The sequence below is a fragment of the Fodinibacter luteus genome (genome assembly GCF_039541575.1).
Taxonomy (GTDB): domain Bacteria; phylum Actinomycetota; class Actinomycetes; order Actinomycetales; family Dermatophilaceae; genus Fodinibacter; species Fodinibacter luteus.
This window is the reverse complement of record NZ_BAABGM010000002.1, coordinates 74,731-94,045: the sequence shown is the minus strand read 5'-3', so window position 1 is coordinate 94,045 and position 19,315 is coordinate 74,731. Positions and strand designations below refer to the sequence as shown.

Annotated in this window: 18 protein-coding genes; 12 read left to right on the top strand and 6 right to left on the bottom strand. The window is 72.4% G+C overall.

All coding sequences use genetic code 11. The features are described 5' to 3' along the window. Positions 1-361 precede the first annotated feature (361 nt). Together ABD899_RS02285 and ABD899_RS02280 are read right to left on the bottom strand one after the other, a co-directional pair. Positions 362-2,212, bottom strand: coding sequence for a phospho-sugar mutase (locus ABD899_RS02285; protein ID WP_345201832.1), 1,851 nt, complete (start codon positions 2,210-2,212; stop codon positions 362-364). 10 nt (positions 2,213-2,222) lie between these two features. Next, positions 2,223-3,062 carry a purine-nucleoside phosphorylase gene (locus tag ABD899_RS02280; protein WP_345201830.1) on the bottom strand — a complete coding sequence of 280 codons (840 nt, stop codon included), beginning with the start codon at positions 3,060-3,062 and terminating at the stop codon, positions 2,223-2,225. 175 nt (positions 3,063-3,237) lie between these two features. Between ABD899_RS02280 and ABD899_RS02275 the strand changes: the two genes are divergently transcribed. Then, a complete protein-coding gene (locus ABD899_RS02275; protein WP_345201829.1) occupies positions 3,238-3,816 on the top strand; it encodes a fasciclin domain-containing protein in 579 nt (192 codons plus the stop codon). An 83-nt stretch (positions 3,817-3,899) separates the two neighbouring features. On the opposite strand, the gene ABD899_RS02270 is transcribed toward ABD899_RS02275, so the two are convergent. The 4 genes from ABD899_RS02270 to ABD899_RS02255 are packed head-to-tail and all read right to left on the bottom strand — an operon-like array spanning position 3,900 to position 7,828. Next, positions 3,900-4,949, bottom strand: a complete 1,050-nt coding sequence (locus ABD899_RS02270) for an ABC transporter ATP-binding protein (RefSeq protein ID WP_345201826.1) — start codon at positions 4,947-4,949, stop codon at positions 3,900-3,902. Continuing rightward, positions 4,946-5,809: an ABC transporter permease gene (locus ABD899_RS02265; protein ID WP_345201824.1), complete on the bottom strand. Its 864-nt coding sequence runs from the start codon at positions 5,807-5,809 to the stop codon at positions 4,946-4,948. Before ABD899_RS02265 ends, ABD899_RS02270 begins: the two co-directional genes overlap by 4 nt. After that, entirely contained in the window at positions 5,806-6,690 is an 885-nt protein-coding gene (locus tag ABD899_RS02260) for an ABC transporter permease (RefSeq protein ID WP_345201822.1), read from the bottom strand. Before ABD899_RS02260 ends, ABD899_RS02265 begins: the two co-directional genes overlap by 4 nt. Next, the gene (locus ABD899_RS02255; RefSeq protein WP_345201820.1) at positions 6,683-7,828 is read right to left on the bottom strand and encodes an ABC transporter substrate-binding protein; all 1,146 of its coding nucleotides are present in this window, start codon (positions 7,826-7,828) and stop codon (positions 6,683-6,685) included. Before ABD899_RS02255 ends, ABD899_RS02260 begins: the two co-directional genes overlap by 8 nt. 180 nt (positions 7,829-8,008) lie before the next feature. Between ABD899_RS02255 and ABD899_RS02250 the strand changes: the two genes are divergently transcribed. From ABD899_RS02250 to eutJ, 11 genes are all read left to right on the top strand, one after another. After that, the gene (locus ABD899_RS02250; protein ID WP_345201817.1) at positions 8,009-9,421 is read left to right on the top strand and encodes an NAD(P)H-quinone dehydrogenase; all 1,413 of its coding nucleotides are present in this window, start codon (positions 8,009-8,011) and stop codon (positions 9,419-9,421) included. 122 nt (positions 9,422-9,543) lie between these two features. Beyond that, a complete protein-coding gene (gene eat, locus ABD899_RS02245; RefSeq protein WP_345201814.1) occupies positions 9,544-11,001 on the top strand; it encodes an ethanolamine permease in 1,458 nt (485 codons plus the stop codon). 1 nt (position 11,002) lies between these two features. Further along, complete coding sequence (locus tag ABD899_RS02240; RefSeq protein ID WP_345201811.1) at positions 11,003-11,293, top strand: EutN/CcmL family microcompartment protein; 291 nt, start codon at positions 11,003-11,005, stop codon at positions 11,291-11,293. An 8-nt stretch (positions 11,294-11,301) separates the two neighbouring features. Next, positions 11,302-12,738 carry an ethanolamine ammonia-lyase reactivating factor EutA gene (locus ABD899_RS02235; protein WP_345201809.1) on the top strand — a complete coding sequence of 479 codons (1,437 nt, stop codon included), beginning with the start codon at positions 11,302-11,304 and terminating at the stop codon, positions 12,736-12,738. 30 nt (positions 12,739-12,768) lie between these two features. Continuing rightward, positions 12,769-14,136, top strand: coding sequence for an ethanolamine ammonia-lyase subunit EutB (locus ABD899_RS02230; protein ID WP_345201807.1), 1,368 nt, complete (start codon positions 12,769-12,771; stop codon positions 14,134-14,136). Positions 14,137-14,147: 11 nt separating this feature from the next. Further along, positions 14,148-15,209: an ethanolamine ammonia-lyase subunit EutC gene (eutC, locus tag ABD899_RS02225; RefSeq protein ID WP_345201804.1), complete on the top strand. Its 1,062-nt coding sequence runs from the start codon at positions 14,148-14,150 to the stop codon at positions 15,207-15,209. Next, entirely contained in the window at positions 15,209-15,865 is a 657-nt protein-coding gene (gene eutL / locus ABD899_RS02220; RefSeq protein WP_345201802.1) for an ethanolamine utilization microcompartment protein EutL, read from the top strand. Before eutC ends, eutL begins: the two co-directional genes overlap by 1 nt. Further along, positions 15,865-17,409, top strand: coding sequence for an aldehyde dehydrogenase family protein (locus ABD899_RS02215; protein WP_345201800.1), 1,545 nt, complete (start codon positions 15,865-15,867; stop codon positions 17,407-17,409). Before eutL ends, ABD899_RS02215 begins: the two co-directional genes overlap by 1 nt. 142 nt (positions 17,410-17,551) lie before the next feature. Continuing rightward, a complete protein-coding gene (gene eutM / locus ABD899_RS02210) occupies positions 17,552-17,851 on the top strand; it encodes an ethanolamine utilization microcompartment protein EutM (protein WP_345201929.1) in 300 nt (99 codons plus the stop codon). Positions 17,852-17,885: 34 nt separating this feature from the next. Further along, complete coding sequence (locus tag ABD899_RS02205; RefSeq protein ID WP_345201799.1) at positions 17,886-18,428, top strand: cupin domain-containing protein; 543 nt, start codon at positions 17,886-17,888, stop codon at positions 18,426-18,428. Then, positions 18,428-19,279, top strand: a complete 852-nt coding sequence (gene eutJ, locus ABD899_RS02200; RefSeq protein ID WP_345201797.1) for an ethanolamine utilization protein EutJ — start codon at positions 18,428-18,430, stop codon at positions 19,277-19,279. The genes ABD899_RS02205 and eutJ overlap by 1 nt, the downstream gene beginning before the upstream one ends. The last annotated feature ends 36 nt before the right edge of the window (positions 19,280-19,315 follow it).

Sequence of the window (19,315 nt, the reverse complement as noted above, 5' to 3'; positions counted from 1 at the left end):
CGGGCCGTCGCCGCCCGCCGACATCCGGGCAGCCCCGGGGCGCCGAGCGCGCGAGGTGCTCCTGGAGTCGCAGGTCGACCGGCACCAGGCGAGGCAACGACGCCCACCGGCATCCCCGCAGAACCCGAGTCGGGTGCTCAGCTGGCTGCTGGGGCAACCACCTGAGCACCCAACTCAGGACGGGGGCCGGCGACGCCGCGGGTTACCGCGCAGGAGTCGCTGTGATCACGACGAGTCCCACGCGGTAGGTCGCGCCGAACCCCGTTCCACCCCTCGCCGGAGCAGTCCTCACCGACCGATGGGTCACTGCGGGTGGTGCAGGCCCGTGCCCGGCGTGACCTGTCGTCGGTCGCGGTCCTGGTCAGAGGGCGGTGGCTGCCTCGAGGTCGGCACGGATGCCGGCCAGCCGGGCCGCGGCTCGCTCCCTCGCCGCCCGCAGGTCAGCAGCGTCCGAGCCACCAGCTCCACCAGCTCCACCGGCCCCACCAGCTCCATCGAACCCACCGGACCTACCAGCCCCACCGGTCCCACCGGACCCACCGGACCCACCGGACCCACCGGACCCACCGGACCCACCGGACCCACCAGCCTCACCGGACCCACCGGCGCCCACCGGCTCGATGACCTCGAGATAGACCTTGAGCTTGGGCTCGGTGCCCGACGGGCGCACGATGACCCGGGAGTCGTCCGCGAGGTAGTAGCGCAGGCCCTCGGTCGGGGGGAGCCCGCCGTCACCCCGGGCCAGGTCGTCCGCCCGGGCGACCGCGACCCCCGCGACCGACGTGGGCGGCGACGACCGCAGCCGCCCCATGACCTCACCGATGAGCGAGAGGTCCTCGACCCGCACCGAGAAGGCGTCCGTCGCGTACACCCCGTGCTCGCGCGCGAGGTCGTCGAGCCGGTCGACGAGCGAGCGCCCCTGCGCCTTGAGCGTCGCGACGAGCTCGGCGACGAGCAGCGCCGCGGACACGCCGTCCTTGTCGCGCACCCGCGCCGGGTCGACGCAGTACCCGAGCGCCTCCTCGTACCCGTAGCGCAGCCCCGGCACGCGCCCGATCCACTTGAACCCGGTGAGCGTCTCCTCGTGACGCACCCCGGCGGCGCGGCACATCGCCGCGAGCAGGCGCGACGACACGATCGAGTTCGCGAAGACGCACTCGGCCGAGTCGGGCACGACCCCGCCTTCGACGCCGCGCGACAGCACGTGCGACCCGAGCAGCGCACCCACCTCGTCGCCGCGCAGCATCCGCCAGCCGCCGGGCCCGGGCACGGCGACCGCGCAGCGGTCGGCGTCGGGGTCGTTGGCGATGACGACGTCGGGCGAGGTCTGCTCGGCGAGCTCGAGCGCGGCATCCATCGCCCCCGGCTCCTCCGGGTTGGGGAACGACACGGTCGGGAACATCGGGTCGGGCTCGGCCTGCGACGCCACCGGGATGGGTGCCGGGTAGCCGGCGCCCACGAAGGCCGCCCGCACGGTCTCGGACCCGACGCCGTGGAGTGCGGTGTGCACGACCGTGACGTCGCGCGGGCTGTCGGGTGAGACGACGGTGACGACGTCGGCGAGGTAGGCCTCGAGCACCGAGTCGTCGAGGGTGTGCCAGCCGTCGTCGGCCAGCGGCACCGACGCGACCGAGCTGACCGCGGCGATCTGCGCGGCGATGAGGCCGTCGACCGGGGACACGATCTGGGAGCCGTCGCCGACGTAGACCTTGTAGCCGTTGTCCTCGGGCGGGTTGTGCGACGCGGTGACCATCACCCCGGCATCCGCGCCGAGGTGGCGGATCGCGTACGCGAGCACCGGGGTCGGCAGCGGGTGGGGGAGCACCATGGAGCGTCCGCCGAGGCCGACGACGACGGCGCAGGTGTCGTGCGCGAAGACGTCGGAGTTGGTGCGCGCGTCGAAGCCGACGACGACGAAGGGCTCCGGGTCGACGGTCTTGAGGTGGGCGGTCAGCCCGGCCGCCGCCCGGATGACGACGGCGCGGTTCATCCGGTTCGGCCCACCGCCGAGGCGCCCGCGCAGCCCGGCGGTGCCGAACTCGAGCATCCCGGACATCGCGTCGGCCAGCTCGGTCGCGGCGGCCTCGTCACCGGACTCCGCGGCGTCGGCGAGGCCGACGAGCTCGGCGCGCGTCACGGCGTCCGGGTCGTCGTCGGCCCAGGCCCGGGCCGCGGCGAGCAGGTCGGCGAGCGGTGCGGGTGCGGTGGTCATGGCGTCCCCCTCAGATCCGGCCGACGACGGCGGCGAGGAGGCGGCCACAGCGCGCGGCGGCCGCGCGGCCGGCCTCGAGCACCTCGTCGTGGTTGAGCGGGGTCTTCGAGATGCCGGCCGCCGGGTTCGTGACGAGCGAGATGCCGAGCACCTCGAGCCCGCTCTGCCGGGCGGCGATCGCCTCGAGGGAGGTCGACATGCCGACGAGGTCGCCGCCGAGGATGCCGGCCATCCGCACCTCCGCCGGGGTCTCGTAGTGCGGCCCGCGGAACTGGACGTAGACGCCCTCGTCGAGGTCGGGGTCGACCTCGCGGGCGAGGGCGCGCAGCCGCGGGGAGTAGACGTCGGTGAGGTCGACGAAGGTGGCGCCCTCGATGGGGGAGGTCGCCGTGAGGTTGATGTGGTCGCGGATGAGCACCGGCGTGCCGGGTGCCCACTCCTCGCGCAGCCCGCCGCAGCCGTTCGTGATGACGACGGTGCGGCACCCCGCGGCCGCGGCCGTGCGGATGCCGTGCACGACCGCACGCACGCCCCGCCCCTCGTAGTAGTGGGTGCGGGTGCCGTAGACGAGGGCGCGGCGACCGGTGTCGCCGATCGCGACCGAGCGCATCGTGCCGGAGTGGCCGGCGACGGCCGCCTTGCCGAAGCCCGGCACGTCGGTGTTGTCGATCGTCGCGAGCGTCTCGCCGATGAGGTCGCCGGTCTGGCCCCACCCGGACCCGAGGACGAGGGCGACGTCGTGCCGGTCCGCCCCGGTGCGCTCGCGGATGACCGCGGCGGCGGCGTCGGCGACCGCGAACGGGTCGGTCGCGGGGTCGGTCAGTTCGTGGGCGGCAGCGGTGTCGGTCACGAGCCGCAGCGTAGCGAGCCCCTGCTGGGGGTGGCGACGGGCTGTGGTGCGACAGGCACCGCCGCCGTGACACTCCGTAGAAACTTTGTCCAAGCAAGTGCATCCACGACCGCGGCCCCTGCGGAAGAAGGGGTGTCACACCAACCCGAGCACCACCCTCGAAAGGATCTTCGCGATGCGACGCACACTTCCCGTGGCCGCCATCCTGGCCCTCGCCCTGACCACCGCCGCCTGTGGGAGCGACGACACCGACACCGCCGCCTCCACCCCGGCCCCCGCCACGACGTCGGCCTCGCCGTCGCCGTCCCCGAGCGAGTCGATGGCCTCCGCCGACGTCGTCGACACCGCCGTCGCCGCCGGCGACTTCACGACCCTCGCCGCCGCGCTCACGGCTTCCGAGCTCGTCGGCACGCTCAAGGGCGACGGGCCGTTCACCGTCTTCGCGCCGACCGACGCGGCGTTCGAGAAGCTGCCCGAGGGCACCGTCGACACCCTCCTCGAGGACCCCAAGGGCGACCTGACCCAGATCCTCACCTACCACGTCGTGCCGGGCAAGGTCATGGCTGCCGACGTCCTGACGATGGACGGCCAGAAGGTCAAGACCGTCCAGGGCGGCGAGCTCACGATCAACGTCGACGGCGACAAGGTCTCGCTCACCGACGCCGCGGGTGGCACCTCGAACGTCACCGCGACCGACGTCGAGGCGAGCAACGGCGTCATCCACGTCATCGACACCGTCCTCATGCCGGAGTGACCCGTCGGGTCCTCCAGCCGAGCTGACCGGACCGATGCCGGCCGCCCACCCGGGCGGCCGGCATCGCCGCATGCGGGGTGTCGTCAGTCGGCCACGGCGAGGGCGGCGTCCCCGCGCGGTGACAGGGTCACCGGGTCGCCGGCGCGGAACGTCGTCACCTCGGTGTTGGGCACCTGCACGGTGACGAGCGTGTCGTCGGGCAGCCGGGTGATGACCCGGCCGTGCCCACCGAGGAAGCTCGAGCTGACGACGGATGCCGTGCCCTCCGGGTCGTGGACCACCCGCACGCCCTCCGGGCGCACGAGGACGAGCGCGCTGGGCCCCGCGGCCGAGCCGGGCAGGAGCGGCACGCTCCCCCCGAGCAGGTGCGCCCGCCCTCCCTCGACCCGGGCCCGGATGCGGTTGGTCAGCCCGACGAAGTCGGCGACGAAGGGCGTGCGCGGCGCGGTGTAGAGCTCCGCGGGGGGTGCCAGCTGCTCGAGCCGGCCCGTCGACATGACCCCGACCCGGTCGGCGACGGCGAGGGCCTCCTCCTGGTCGTGGGTGACGAAGAGCGTCGTCGTGCCGACCTCGAGCTGGATGCGGCGGATCTCGTCGCGCAGCTGGGTGCGGACCTTCGCGTCGAGCGCGGACAGGGGCTCGTCGAGGAGGAGCACCTGGGGCTCGATCGCGAGGGCCCGCGCGAGCGCGACGCGCTGCTGCTGCCCGCCCGACATCTGGTGGGCGAACTTCTCGGCGTGCTCGGACAGCCCGACGAGGTCGAGCATCTCCCCGGTGCGGGCCCGCCGGGACGCCTTGTCGCGCCCGCGCAGCTCGAGGCCGAACTCGACGTTCTGCCGGGCCGTCATGTGCGGGAAGAGGCTGTAGGCCTGGAACACCATCCCCATGTCACGCTTGTTCGTGGGCACCCGGGTGAGGTCGCGACCACCGACGACGACCGTGCCCGAGTCGGGGTCCTCGAGCCCGGCGAGGCAGCGCAGGGCGGTCGTCTTGCCGCACCCGGAGGGGCCGAGCAGCGCGACGAACTCGCCCGGCTCGATGTGCAGGGTGAGCCCGTCGAGGGCGGCGACCCCGCCGTAGGACCGGTGCAGGTCCGTGAGCAGGACGGCGGTGCCGCGGGTGGCGTCGGTCATGCGGCGGGCTCCTTGCGGTCGGCGCGCGGGCGCCGGAGGCGGGCGAGGGGTGAGGTGCCGGCGCTCCCGCTGCCGACGAACGACATCGCGAAGAGCACGAGGAAGGCGAACACGAGCGAGACGAGCCCGACGGCGACGGAGATCTTGGCGTCGGACTTGCCGAGCTCGTACATCGCGACCTGGAGGTTCTTCTTGCTGAACAGGCTCGCGATGGTGAACTCCCCGAGCACGAGCGCCACGGACAGGAACGACGCCGACAGCACGGCCGAGCGCAGGTTGGGCAGCACGACGCGGCGCATGACCGTGAACCACGACGCCCCGAGCGAGCGGGCGGCCTCGGACAGCGTGCGCACGTCGATGGCGCGCAGCCCGGCGTCGAGCGAGCGGTACGCGTAGGGCAGGACGAGCACGACGTAGGCGAGGGAGAGCAGCAGCGTCGAGGACCCGAGGAGGTAGTAGACCCACGCGTAGACCGGCGCCAACCCGACGACGAGCACGATGGCGGGCACGGTGAGCGGGAGGAGGCAGATGAACTCGACGGTGCGCGAGAGCCCGGGGAGGCGCAGCCGCACCCACGTCATCGTCGGCACGAGGATGGCGAGCATGACGAGCGGTGTCACGACGGCGAGGCCGAGCGACGCGAGGAACCCCTCGCGCAGCGCCGGGTAGTCGGTCGTCACGGCCTGCACGTCGACGAGGGTGCGCCAGGTCTGCCCCGTCCGCCCCACGCCGCCGGGGCCCTGGGTCGTGAAGTCGAGCATGCCGAGCAGCGGGAGCGCGAAGCCCACCGTCGCGGTGACGATCGCGGCCCACCGGAAGGCCGTCTGGCGGCGCCGCCGCGTCGCGCGCTGGCCGCTCATCGCGGCATCCACCGGCTCGCACGGCGGTCGAGGAGGACGTAGGCGCTCATGACGACCGCGACGACGACGACCATCGCCAGCGCCATCGCCTTGCCGACGTTCTCCTGGCCGAGGATGACCTCCGAGCTGAGGGTGCCGCCGATCTGCAGCGGCAGCAGGGGCGTGCCCTGGGAGATGAGGGCCCGGGCCGTGGCGTAGGCGGAGAACGCGTTCGTGAACAGCAGCAGCATCGCCCCGACGAAGGACGGCAGGAGGATGGGGCCGGCCACCCGGCGCCAGTACGTCCACGTCGTGCCCCCGAGGGTCTCGGTCGCCTCGCGCCACTGCGGGCGCAGGCCCTCGACCGCCGGCAGGAAGACGATGACCATGAGCGGCACCTGGAAGTACAGGTAGACGAGCATGAGCCCCTTGTCCCACTCGTAGAGCCAGAACCCGGTGCCGGTGTCCACGCCGACGGCGGTGAGCCACGCGGTGATGAGGCCCGTCATGCCGAAGGAGGCGATGAACGCGAAGGCGAGGGCGACGCCACCGAACTGCGCGAGCACACCGCACAGCGAGGTGACGAAGCGCTTCGTGACGCTGCTCGCCCGTGCCGTGCTGACCGCGTACGCGAGGATGCCGCCGAGCGCCGCCCCGGCGACCGCGGTCACCGCGGAGAGCACGACCGAGTTGCGCAGCGCGCGCAGCACGGCCGGCTGGGTCAGGGCCGACACGTTGCCGAGCGTGGGCTGGTTCGCGGGGTCGACGAAGGCGCCGACGACGACGACGAGCGTGGGGATGAGCAGGAAGACGGTCGTGTAGGCGAAGAACGGGACGACGCCCAGGAGGGCGCCCGACGGCCGGCGGCCGCGGGGCGCCCTCCCGCGCTCGGCGTCAGCCAACGGCGTTGGCCCAGTTCTCGGCGAGGTAGGCCTTGCCGCTCTCGGCGTCGGCCTGGGTCGGGTTGACCGGGGTGCCCTCGACGGGCGGGAGCGCCTCGGCGGCCGCCGTGTCGAGGGTGCCGGCGATCTTCATCGCCTCGAAGCGCACCGGGCGGGCGCCGCCCTTGAGCCAGAGGTTCTGACCCTCGTCGGAGTAGAGGAACTCCTGCCACAGCCGGGCGGCCGCCGGGTTGGGGGCGTCGGCGTTGATCGCCTGGTAGTAGAAGCCCGCGACGACGGCCTCCTTGGGCACCATGACCTCCCAGGTCGGCAGCTTGGCCGACAGCGAGGCGTTGAGGTAGTCCCAGTCGATGACGAGGGGCGTCTGGCCCGACTCGACGGTCGCCGGGGTGGGGTCGACGGGCAGGAAGTTGCCGGCATCGGCGAGCTGGCCGAAGAACTCGACGCCCTTGGTGAGGTCACCGGCGGTGCCGCCCTGCGCGATGGACGCCATCTGCACCCCGGCGAAGGCCGCGCCGGCCTCGGTCGGGTTGCCGTTGAGGGCGACCTTGCCCTTGTAGTCGGCCTTGAGCAGGTCGGCGACGGCGGTCGGTGCGGGGACCTTGGCCGAGTCGTAGCCGATGCTCATGTAGCCGCCGTAGTCGTTGACCCACTTCCCGTCGGGGTCCTTGAGGTCCGGTGCGATGTCGTCCCAGGTCGCGACCTTGTACGGGGCGTACATGTCGGTGTTCGCGAGGGCGACGGCGGCGCCGAGGTCGAAGACGTCGGGGGCGCCGTCCTGGCCCTTGAGGCGCTCGGCCGTCGCGATCTCGTCGGCACTGCTCGCGTCGGGCTGGTCGCTCGTGACCGTGATCTCGGGGTACTTGGCCTGGAAGGCCTTGATGATCTCGCCGTAGTTGGCCCAGTCCGGGGGCAGGGCGATGACGTTGAGCCGACCCTCGGCCTTGGCCGCGGTGACGAGTCCCTCCAGCCCACCGAAGTCCTCGGCCGAGGTGGCGGTGCTCGCGTCGACGGCGCCGGAGGAGCCGGCGGGTGCTGGGGTGTCGTCCTCGGCGGGCGGGGAGCACGCGACGACGGTGGCCGCCGCGATGCCGACGAGCGCGAGGGCTCCTGCGCGTCGGGTGAACGTGTGTGTCATCGAAGACCTCCTGGTCGGGGGCGGCACGGGCGGGACGCTCGTGGGACGGGCCCGTTCGCACTCTATGGACCGGGGGGTTGGTACGGAACCGGACCATTGGAAGTGGCCCCGGACGCAACCAAAACGTGACCACCGGGCACCGGACGCCGGCGGCCGCCCCGGGAGCGGCGCAGTGGTTGGATGGACGCCGTGAGCGCGCGGTCGAGCAGAGTCGTCATCCTCGGTGGGGGCCCCGGCGGGTACGAGGCCGCCCTCGTCGCCGCCCACCTCGGCGCCTCGGTCACCGTCGTCGAGCGCGACGGCCTCGGCGGCGCGGCCGTGCTCACCGACTGCGTGCCGAGCAAGACGCTCATCTCCACCGCCGACTACATGAGCGACTTCGAGACCGCGCACCACCTCGGGGTGCACCTCGAGGACTCCGAGGGCGACGCCGTCGCGGATGCCGTGGCCGACCTCGCCGAGGTGAACCGCCGCGTCCTCGACCTGGCCGCCGCCCAGAGCACCGACATCTCCGCCCGCCTCGCCGAGGTGGGCGTGCGGGTCGTCGCCGGCCGGGGCGCGCTGACCTCCGCCTCGACGGTGCGGGTCGAGTCGGGCGACGGCGTCGAGCACCTCGAGACCGACGTCGTGCTCCTCGCGACCGGCGCCACCCCCCGGGTCATGGACACCGCGCGTCCCGACGGCGAGCGGATCCTCACCTGGCAGCAGGTCTACGACCTCGAGGCCCTGCCCGAGCGGCTCGTCGTGGTCGGGTCGGGGGTCACCGGCGCCGAGCTCGCGCAGGCCTACCTCGGCCTCGGGTCCGACGTCGTGCTCGTCTCCTCCCGTGACCGGGTGCTGCCCGGGGAGGACCCCGACGCCGCGCAGGTCATCGAGGACGTCTTCACCAAGCGCGGCATGGAGGTGCTCGGCCGCTCGCGGATGGCCGCGGTCGAGCGCACCGCAGACGGCGTCGTCGTGCGCCTCGAGGACGGCCGCGAGGTCGCCGGCTCGCACGCCCTGCTCGCGGTGGGCTCGGTGCCCCAGACCCGCGGCATCGGCCTCGAGGAGGTGGGCGTCGAGCTCACCCCGTCGGGGCACGTCCACGTCGACCGGGTGTCACGCACGTCGGTGCGCGGCGTCTACGCCGCGGGCGACTGCACCGGCGTGCTGCCGCTCGCGTCGGTCGCCGCGATGCAGGGTCGGATCGCCATGTCGCACGCCCTCGGGGATGCCGTGGCACCGCTCGACCTGCGCGTGGTCTCGGCGAACATCTTCACCGACCCCGAGATCGCGACCGTCGGGGTGTCGCAGAAGGACGTCGACGACGAGGTCGTCGACGCCGAGGTGCTCATGCTGCCGCTGTCGCGCAACGCGCGGGCCAAGATGCTCGGCATCACCGACGGGTTCGTCAAGCTCTTCGCCCAGAAGGGGTCGGGGGCGGTCGTCGGCGGTGTCGTCGTCGCCCCGAGGGCGTCCGAGCTCATCTTCCCGGTCACCCTCGCGGTGCAGCACCGCCTCAACGTCGACCAGGTGGCGGCGACCTTCACCGTCTACCCGTCGCTGTCCGGGTCCATCGCCGAGGCGGCGCGCCGCCTCCACTCCACCGACTGACCGAGCGGGCCGGACCCGTCATGTGACGCAACTACCTTGCCGCGCACCGTCGGCAGGTCTAGCGTCGGGTCAGTGGGCACCGCGACCCCAGTGGTGCCCGGGCGAGAGTCAGGAGCTCCGCGATGAGTGACAAGGCCCCCAAGCGCATCCACGAACGCGGCGGTATCGACGCCGAGATCGAGGGAGCCGAGTACTTCGAGAAGAGACAGCTCGAGGGGGGCGTGGCGGGCTGGCTGCTCCTCGCCGGCCTCGGGGTCGCCTACGTCATCTCGGGCGACTTCGCCGGCTGGAACTTCGGTCTGGGGGAGGGCGGCTGGGGTGGGCTGCTGCTCGCCACGGCCGTCATGGCGATCATGTACCTCTTCATGGTCCTGGGGCTCGCCGAGCTCTCCTCGACGATCTCCACGACCGGCGGTGGCTACGCCTTCGCCCGTCGCGCCATGGGCCCGTGGGGTGGCTTCCTCACCGGGACGGCGATCCTCATCGAGTACGCCATCGCCCCCGCCGCGATCGCGAACTTCATCGGCGCCTACGTCGAGTCGCTCACCGGGTTCGACGTCGGCTGGGTCGTGTTCCTCGTCTTCTACGCGGTCTTCGTGGGGCTCCACCTCTGGGGTGTCGGTGAGGCCCTCAGGCTGATGTTCGTCATCACCGCCATCGCGGTCGTGGCCCTCGTCGTCTTCGTGGGTGCCGCGATCCCGAAGTTCGATGCCTCCAACCTGACCGACATCCCGGCGACCGACGCCTTCGGGGCCAGCGCCTTCTTACCGTTCGGGCTGGTGGGTATCTGGGCGGCGCTGCCGTATGCGATCTGGTTCTTCCTCGCCGTCGAGGGCGTGCCCCTGGCCGCCGAGGAGTCGAAGGACCCGGCGAGGGACATGCCCAAGGGCATCATCGGCGCGATGCTGACGCTGATCGTCTTCGCGTTCGTCATCCTGCTCGTCGCCCCCGGCGCCGCCGGTGCGCAGTACCTCATGGAGTCCGGCAACCCGCTCGTCGAGGCGCTCGAGGCGCCCGAGGCCTGGGGCGGCCAGAACCTGGTGAGCCAGTTCATCAACCTCGTCGGGCTGCTCGGGCTCATCGCGAGCTTCTTCTCGATCATCTACGCCTACTCGCGCCAGACCTTCGCCCTGTCCCGGGCCGGCTACCTGCCGAGGTTCCTGTCGCTGACCGGAAAGCGGAAGACGCCGTACGTCGCGCTCATCGTCCCCGGGATCATCGGGTTCGTCATGGCCGTGCTCAACCAGGGCGACCTGCTCATCCTCGTCGCGGTCTTCGGCGCGACGATCTCCTACATCATGATGACGCTGTCGCACATCATCCTGCGGTACAAGGAACCCGAGCTGGCCCGCCCCTACCGCACCCCGGGCGGCGTCGTCACGACCGGGATCGCCTGCGCGCTCGCCGTCGTCGCGCTCATCGCCGGCTTCCTCGTCGACACCCGCGTGGTGACGATCACCGCCATCGTCTATGCGGTCGCCATCGCCTACTTCGGGCTGTACAGCCGGCACCACATCGTCGCGTCGGCCCCGGAGGAGGAGTTCGCGCTCATCGAGTCCTCCGAGTCCGAGCTGCACTGACATGAGGATCGCGCGCGTCATCGGGTCGGCCGTCTCCACGGTGAAGGACCCGACCCTGGTGGGGCACAAGCTCCTCCTCGTCGCGGAGACCGACGAGCGCAACAACGTCACGGGTCCGGCCTTCGTCGCGATCGACGTCGTCGGTGCCGGGTCGGGCGAGCTCGTGCTCGTCGCCGAGGGCAGCGCCGCGCGCCACAGCACGACGACGTCCGGGCAGCCCGTGGACGCGGTCATCATGGGGATCCTGGACTCCCTGGAGGTGGACGGAACCGTCACCTTCAGGAAGAGCTGACGGCCGCCGTGGCCGGGGTCCAACGGGAGGTCCTGAGCGTGGGGATCGACGTGGGGACCACCACCACCCAGGTGGTGTTCTCCCGCCTCGTCCTGCACGACGTCGCCCGGCCCGGCCAGGTGCCACGGATCCAGGTCGACGAGAAGTCGGTGGTCTTCCGTGGGGAGGCCCACCCCACCCCGCTCACCGCGCCCGACGTCGTCGACGCGGAGGCGCTGGCCACCCTCGTCCGCGGCGAGTACGACGCGGCCGGGGTCTCGCCCGGCAGCATCGAGACCGGGGCCGTCATCATCACCGGGGAGACGGCCCGCACGAAGAACGCCGACGCGATCCTGCAGGCGCTCTCCGCGAGCGCCGGTGACTTCGTCGTCACGATCGCAGGTCCGAACGCCGAGGCGCAGATCGCGGGTCGGGGCTCGGGGGCCGCTCGCTGGTCCACCGACCACTACGAGCAGGTGACGAGCATCGACATCGGCGGCGGCACGTCGAACGCCGCGATCTTCAAGGTGGGTCGCCACCAGTGCTCCAGCGGGCTGGCCGTGGGGGGACGCCAGGTGGAGATCGACGCGGCGGGGACGGTGCTGCGGATCGCACCCCCGGGGCGGACCATCGTCGACGACCTCGGCCTGGGTCTGAAGGATTGCAGGGTCGCCACGCTCGAGGAGCTGCGCGCCTTCTGCGACGTGATGGCCGACCTCGTCGTCGACCTCGCCACCGGTCAGGAGGTCAGGGTCGGTCACGGGCTCCAGCTCACCCCGCCCCTGTCCGGCTCGGATGCCTCCTCCTCGGTGTTCCTCACCGGGGGGATCGGCGCCTGCTACTACGACCGCCTCCCGGTCACGACGGTCGCCGAGGTGGCCCGCTACGGCGACGTGGGGCCGCTGCTGGCGGACTCCCTGCACCGCAACGACCGGCTCCGGAAGCTGAACGTCCGCGAGCCGCCCGAGACGCTGCGCGCCACGGTGCTCGGCGCGGCGGGGCAGACCGTCACGCTGAGCGGCTCGACCATCTGGGCCGACCGCGAGCTCCTCCCGCTGCGCAACCTGCCGGTCCTCCGGCCGGCGCTCCCTGGACGCGGCGGAGGGCTGCCCTTCGCGGGCGCGGTGCGGGAGGCGATGGCCCGCTGGGACCTCGACGAGGACGCCGAGGCGGCGATCGTCGTCGAGCTGCCCACGGAGCTGGGCTACCCGGCGCTCCAGGCCGTCGCCGCGGAGATCGTGGCCTTCCACGACGCCGGGCACCGCGAGCGCCCGCTGGTCCTGGTCCTCCAGCAGGACTACGCCCAGGTCCTCGGCCAGACGATCCAGGGCATCCGGCCCGGCGTGCCCCTCCTCGTCATCGACCAGGTCGGCCTCGGGGAGGGCGACTTCATCGACATCGGGCTCCCCGTCCTGGACGGCCGGGCAGTCCCGCTGTCCATCAAGACGCTGGTCTTCTATGACTGAGCCGGCCGCCCTCCGAAGGAGCGCATCCCCATGCAGCTAGCCACGACGCTCTTCGGCACCCGCTACCAGTTCCGTGACATCAAGGACCTGCTGGCGAAGTCGAACGAGGAGAAGTCCGGGGACCAGCTGGCCGGTGTCGCCGCCGAGAGCGCGGCGGAGCGGATGGCCGCCAGGTTCGTCCTCGCCGAGGTCACCTTGGAGACCCTGCGCGCCAACCCCGCCGTGCCCTACGAGGAGGACGAGGTCACGCGGGTCATCGACGACGCCGTGAACGAGGCCGTCTACGCCGAGATCAAGGGGATGCAGGTCGGCGAGCTGCGGGAGTGGCTGCTGGCCGACACGACGACCGAGGCGATGATCCAGCGGCTGAGCAACGGCCTCACCGCGGAGATGGTCGCTGCGGTCACCAAGCTGATGTCGAACATGGACCTCATGCTGGCGGCGAGCAAGATCAAGGTCGTCAAGCACGCCAACAACACCATCGGCCTGCGAGGCACCCTCGGGTCCCGGTGCCAGCCGAACAACCAGACCGACTCGGTCGAGGGGATCCGGGCCGCGGTCTACGAGGGACTGAGCTACGGGTCGGGCGACAGCGTCATCGGCATCAACCCCTCCGACGACTCGCTCGGCAGCGTCTCGCGGCTGCTCGAGATGACCCACGAGATCATCACCCGGTGGCAGATCCCCACCCAGAACTGCCTGCTGGCCCACGTCTCGACCCAGATGGAGGCGATGCGCAAGGGCGCACCGGTCGGGTTGGTCTTCCAGAGCCTGGCCGGCTCCCAGAAGGGCAACGAGTCCTTCGGAATCGACGTCGCCATGCTCGACGAGGCCAACGCGCTCGCCAAGCGGTACTCGGTCGTCACTGGTCCGAACTTCATGTACTTCGAGACCGGCCAGGGCGCGGAGCTCTCCGCGGACGCGCACCACGGCGCCGACCAGGTCGTCATGGAGGCCCGGTGCTACGGCCTGGCCAAGCGCTACGACCCCTTCCAGCTCAACACGGTCGTCGGGTTCATCGGGCCGGAGTACCTCTACGACTCGACGCAGATCACCCGGGCCGGGCTCGAGGACCACTTCATGGGCAAGCTCACCGGCATCTCGATGGGCGCCGACGTCTGCTACACCAACCACGCGCGGTCGACCCAGAACGAGCTGGAGAACCTGGCCGTGCTGCTCGGGGCCGCGGGCGTCAACTACATCATGGGGATCCCGATGGGCGACGACTCGATGCTGAGCTACCAGAGCTCGAGCTTCCACGACGCGCCGAGCCTGCGGCAGCTGCTGGGGCTGCGACCCCTCCCGGAGTTCGAGGCGTGGATGGAGGACCTCGGCCTCTTGCGGGACGGCCGACTGACCGAGAAGGCGGGCGACGCCTCCTTCTTCCTGAGCAGGTAGGGGAACACCGGATGAGCGCGATGTCGACCGAGGAGCTCCGCAGCATCGTCACGGAGGTCCTCGCCGAGCTGGCCGGCGAGGCCGGCGACGCCGTGGCCCCCGCTCCGAGGGCCACCGCTCCGACGACCCCGGCCCAGGCGGCCCCCGCTCCGAAGGCCCCTGCGCAGGCGGCCCCCGCTCCGAAGGCCCCTGCCCAGGCGGCCCCTGCCCCGACCGTCCCTTCCCCGGCGTCACCGGCTCCGCCCGAGCCGCGGGCCCCACGACCGAGCCCGGGCGGGGCCGACGTCAGCATCGAGGTCCCCGACCCGACCGTCGCGCAGGAGCGTCACCGGATCGGCGTCCGGGACCCCGCGAACCCGAGCGGCCTGGAGAACCTCGCCGCCTCGACGTCGGCGCGCCTCGCCGTCGGCCGTGCCGGCCCCCGTCCGCCCACCCGGAGCGTGCTGCTCTTCGGCGCGGACCATGCGGTGACCCAGGACGCGATCTTCGGCGACGTGCCCACCTCGTTGCTCGACCAGTTCGGCCTCTTCACCGTGCAGACGAGGGTCACCACCCAGGACGAGTTCCTCCTGCGTCCGGACCTCGGCCGGGAGCTCGGCGACGAGGCCAAGCAGCTCGTCCGGGAGAAGTGCGCGACGCAGCCGCAGGTGCAGATCGTCGTCGGCGACGGGCTCTCCGCGGCCGCGGTCACCAACAACCTGCCGCAGATCTACCCCGTCCTCGAGCAGGGCCTGCGCGACGCCGGGCTCACCCTCGGGACACCGTTCTTCGTGCGGTACTGCCGGGTGGGCGTCATGAACGACGTCAACGACATCGTCCGGGCCGACGTCGTGCTCCTGCTCATCGGGGAACGGCCGGGGCTCGGCGTCGCGGACGCCATGAGCGTCTACTCGGGCTGGCGGCCCACCGCAGGCAAGACCGACGCGCACCGGGACGTCATCTGCATGATCACCGAGAACGGGGGCACGAACCCGTTGGAGGCTGGCGCGTTCGTCGTGGAGCACGTCAAGAACGTCATGAAGCACCAGGCCAGCGGGGTCGAGCTGCGGCTCCTCGAGAGCGGGAGCCGGTGATGGCCGTCCTCGACCCGATCAAGCCCACGATCCTCGCCACGCGGCTCATCCCCAACGTCGACCGGGCGTTCGCGGCCCGGCTCGAGCTGAGGGACGACCAGCGCAGCCTGGCCCTCGTCACCTGCGACATCGACGACAGCCTGTACGTCTCCCTCGACGAGGCGACCAAGATGGCCGACGTGGAGGTCGTCTACGCGCACAGCTTCTACGCCGGCTCCGCCCACGCGTCCGGCCCGCTGTCCGGGGAGGTCATCGGCATCCTGGCGGCCCCGTCACCGGCCGAGGCACGGGCCGGCCTGGCGGCGTGCGTCGACTACGCCGAGCAGGAGGCGTGGTTCCACGCCGCGGACGAGGCCGGCGAGCTGGGCTTCTTCGCCCACCCGATCTCCCGCACCGGCCGCTACCTCAGCAAGGAGGCCGACATCCCCGAGGGGACGCCGATGGCCTACCTCATCGCCCCGCCGCTGGAGGCGACCTATGCCCTCGACGCCGCCCTCAAGGCGGCCGACGTGGAGATCAGGGTCTGGTTCCCACCGCCGTCCGAGACCAACTTCTCCGGCGGCTTCCTCGTCGGGTCCCAGAGCGCCGTCGTGGCGGCGTGCGCCGCGTTCCGCGACGCGGTCCTCGAGGTTGCGGCGCAGCCGCGGGAGGTGTGATGTCGTACGACGAGCTCGACAGCGACCTGCGGTCGGTCCAGGAGGCCCGCCGTCTCGCGGTGGCCGCGCGCGCGGCCCAGCGCGAGTTCGCCCACGCCTCGCAGGCCGAGGTGGACCGGATCTGTGCCGCGATGGCCGACGCCGTGTACCGCGACGCGGCGCGGCTCGGGCAGCTCGCCACCGACGAGACCGGCTACGGCGTGCCGGCCCACAAGCGGATCAAGGTGGAGTTCGCGTCCCGGACGGTGTGGGAGTCGATCCGCGACATCCCGACGGTCGGCGTGCTGCGCCGGGACGACGCCAGGGGGGTCGTCGAGATCGGCTGGCCGGTGGGCGTGGTCGTGGGCCTGTGCCCCTCGACCAACCCGAACTCGACGGCCGTCTACAAGGTGCTCATCTCGGTCAAGGCCCGCAACGCCTGCATCATCGCCCCGCACCCCTCGGCCAAGGCCTGCACCTACGAGGCGGTGCGGCTCATGATCGAGGCGGGCGAGCGGGCCGGGATGCCGCGGGGCCTCGTCGGGTGCATGCAGGAGGTCAGCCTCCCCGGGTCGCAGGAGCTGATGCGCCACTACGCCACCTCGATGATCCTGGCCACCGGGGGTACCCCGATGGTGCGGGCCGCGCACAGCATGGGCAAGCCGGCCCTCGGCGTGGGTCCCGGCAACGTCCCCGTGTACGTGGACCGCAGCGCCGACGTGCTCGCCGCGGCCACCGCGATCGTCAACAGCAAGTCCTTCGACTGCTCCACGATCTGCGCGACCGAGCAGTCCGTCGTCGTCGACGCGCCGGTCGCCGCGCAGCTCCGGGCCGAGATGGAGCGGCTCGGGGCCCACTTCGTCACGCCGACCCAGAAGGCGGCCCTCGAGCGGACCGTCTTCACCCCCGGCGGCGGGATGAACCCCGGGGCGGTGGGACGGACACCGCAGGCCCTGGCGGCCCTGGCGGGCATCGACGTCCCCGCCCACGCGCGCATCCTCGTGGCCGAGCTGGGCAGCGTCGGGCGCGAGGAGCCGCTGAGCGCCGAGAAGCTCACGACCGTTCTGGGCTGGTACGTCGCCGACGGCTGGCGGGCGGGCTGCGAGCGCTCGATCGAGCTGCTCCGCTTCGGCGGGGACGGGCACTCGCTCGTGATCCACGCGACCGACGACGACGTCGTCATGGCCTTCGGCCTCGAGAAGCCGGCCTTCCGGATCCTCGTGAACACCTGGGGCACCCTGGGTGCGATCGGCGCCACGACGGGCGTGATGCCCGCGATGACCCTCGCCCCCGGCGGCATCGGCGGTGCCGTGGTGAGCGACAACATCACCGTGACCCACCTGCTCAACGTCAAGCGGCTCGCCTTCGCCCTCCACGAACCACCCGCGGCGGCGTACGAGCACGCTCCGGACGTCCGGGGGGCCCCGCGGCACGACGGGTCCCGAGCCGCCGGGGCGGCCCCGCGTCCCCGGGTGCCGGGGGTGCCCGACCCGTCCCCACCGGGCACCGACCAGGTCGACCGCATCGTGCGGCGTGTTCTCAGCCAGCTCGGAGGTGGCCCATGACCGGCGGCCGCGGCATCCGAGGGCCGGCGCCGCCGGCGAGGGCCCAGCCGCCACCCGTGGCGGGAACGCACCCACAGCACCCCGACTCCGCAGCACTCCGGCAGCACCACAGTGAGAGGACACTCCAGTGACAAACCCCCAGATGATCGCCCTCGGCATGATCGAGACCCGTGGGCTCGTCGGCTCGATCGAGGCCGCCGACGCCATGGTGAAGGCGGCGAACGTGACCCTGATCGGCAAGGAGCAGATCGGCGGTGGCTACGTGACCGTCATGGTGCGTGGCGACGTCGGCGCGGTCAAGGCCGCAACGGACGCCGGTGCCGCCGCCGCCCAGCGCGTCGGTGACCTGGTCAGCGTCCACGTCATCCCGCGCCCGCACAGCGACGTCGAGTTCATCCTGCCCGCACAGAACCCGGGAGCGTCGCAGACCCAGGCCAAGTGAGCCGCGGGACCACGAGGAGCGCTAGGGCGCTGCCGTGAGCCGCCGGGTCCACACGGCCGACGACGTGCTCGGTCTCGCCCGCACGGGCGGCACCGAGCTCGCCGTCGCGCCCGGAGACCTCGTGACACCGCTCGCCCGGGACGTGGCGGCCGAGCGGGGGGTACGGATCACCGTGCGCGCCCCGACGCAGGACGCCGTCGACCGGATGCCGGCCGGCGGGCCGCCCTCCGTGCGGCACGTGGCCGGGGCGAACGTGCTACCGCTCGAGCCGTTCCCGGTGGACGTGCACCGGCCGGAGATGGACGTGCGCCTGCTCGACGTCGTGACCGCGGACCACGGGCTGCCCATCGCGGCCGGGCTCATGAGCCTGCGGGCGGGGTCGTTCCCGTGGACGCTGGACTACGACGAGGTGGAGTACGTCCTCGAGGGAGAGCTGCACATCACCACGGCGGCCCAGCAGGTCGTCGGCCGCCCCGGCGACGTCATCGCCGTGCCCAAGGGGTCGTCGATCACGTTCGGCACCCCGTCCTGGGCGAAGTTCCTCTACGTCACCTACCCGGCCGACTGGAGCTCGTGATGGGAGGAGCCACCCTGCACGACACCATGTCCGCGCTCGACGCGGCGATGGTGTCCACCCCCCTCGACGTGCCGCCGGTCCTGGTGAAGGGTGGCGTGGACCTCGGGACGGCATACGTCGTGCTCGTGGCGCTGGACGCCGATGACCGTCCGCTCGCCGCGGCCCACGAGACGGCCGGCGTGGTGCGCGACGGCGTCGTCACCGACTACGTGGGTGCCGTCGACGTGGTGCGCCGGCTGAAGCAGCAGGTCGAGGAGCGCCTCGGCGTGGCCGTTGCCGGAGCGCACGGCGCCTTCCCGCCCGGCGTCGCGAGCGGCTCGGTCCGGGCGGTGCGCCACGTCATCGAGTCCGCGGGGATGGAGTGCACCGGGCTGGTGGACGAGCCGAGCGCGGCGAACGCCGTGCTCCGCCTGGCCGACGGTGTCGTGGTCGACATCGGCGGAGGCACGACGGGCGTCGCGGTCGTGCAGGACGGCGTGGTCGTCCACACGGCCGACGAGCCCACCGGCGGCACGCACCTCACCCTCGTCATCGCCGGCGCGCTCGGCGTCCCCGTCGAGGAGGCGGAACGGCTCAAGAAGGACCCCGCCGAACAGCCGCGGCTGTTCCCCCTCATCCGCCCGGTGATGGAGAAGGTCGCGTCGATCGTGTCGGCGCACACCCGCGGCTGGCCGACGCCGAAGGTGCACCTCGTGGGCGGGAGCGCGGCGTTCCCGGGCTTCGCCGAGGTGGTGTCCGAGACCACCGGCCTGGATGCCGTGGTGCCGGTGGCTCCGCTCTTCGTCACCCCGCTCGGCATCGCGCGCAGCGCCCCCGCCCTCGAGGTGGGCCACCGATCGGCCCACGGATGAGGGGCCGGCGAGGACGTGTCACCCCGGGCCTGACAG

Coding starts and splice junctions, on each gene's coding strand:
- ABD899_RS02285 (WP_345201832.1), bottom strand. CDS start 2,212: ATGACCACCGCACCCGCACCGCTCGCCGACCTGCTCGCCGCGGCCCGG.
- ABD899_RS02275 (WP_345201829.1), top strand. CDS start 3,238: ATGCGACGCACACTTCCCGTGGCCGCCATCCTGGCCCTCGCCCTGACC.
- ABD899_RS02270 (WP_345201826.1), bottom strand. CDS start 4,949: ATGACCGACGCCACCCGCGGCACCGCCGTCCTGCTCACGGACCTGCAC.
- ABD899_RS02265 (WP_345201824.1), bottom strand. CDS start 5,809: ATGAGCGGCCAGCGCGCGACGCGGCGGCGCCGCCAGACGGCCTTCCGG.
- ABD899_RS02255 (WP_345201820.1), bottom strand. CDS start 7,828: ATGACACACACGTTCACCCGACGCGCAGGAGCCCTCGCGCTCGTCGGC.
- ABD899_RS02250 (WP_345201817.1), top strand. CDS start 8,009: ATGGACGCCGTGAGCGCGCGGTCGAGCAGAGTCGTCATCCTCGGTGGG.
- eat (WP_345201814.1), top strand. CDS start 9,544: ATGAGTGACAAGGCCCCCAAGCGCATCCACGAACGCGGCGGTATCGAC.
- ABD899_RS02240 (WP_345201811.1), top strand. CDS start 11,003: ATGAGGATCGCGCGCGTCATCGGGTCGGCCGTCTCCACGGTGAAGGAC.
- ABD899_RS02230 (WP_345201807.1), top strand. CDS start 12,769: ATGCAGCTAGCCACGACGCTCTTCGGCACCCGCTACCAGTTCCGTGAC.
- eutC (WP_345201804.1), top strand. CDS start 14,148: ATGAGCGCGATGTCGACCGAGGAGCTCCGCAGCATCGTCACGGAGGTC.
- eutL (WP_345201802.1), top strand. CDS start 15,209: ATGGCCGTCCTCGACCCGATCAAGCCCACGATCCTCGCCACGCGGCTC.
- ABD899_RS02215 (WP_345201800.1), top strand. CDS start 15,865: ATGTCGTACGACGAGCTCGACAGCGACCTGCGGTCGGTCCAGGAGGCC.
- eutM (WP_345201929.1), top strand. CDS start 17,552: ATGATCGCCCTCGGCATGATCGAGACCCGTGGGCTCGTCGGCTCGATC.
- eutJ (WP_345201797.1), top strand. CDS start 18,428: ATGGGAGGAGCCACCCTGCACGACACCATGTCCGCGCTCGACGCGGCG.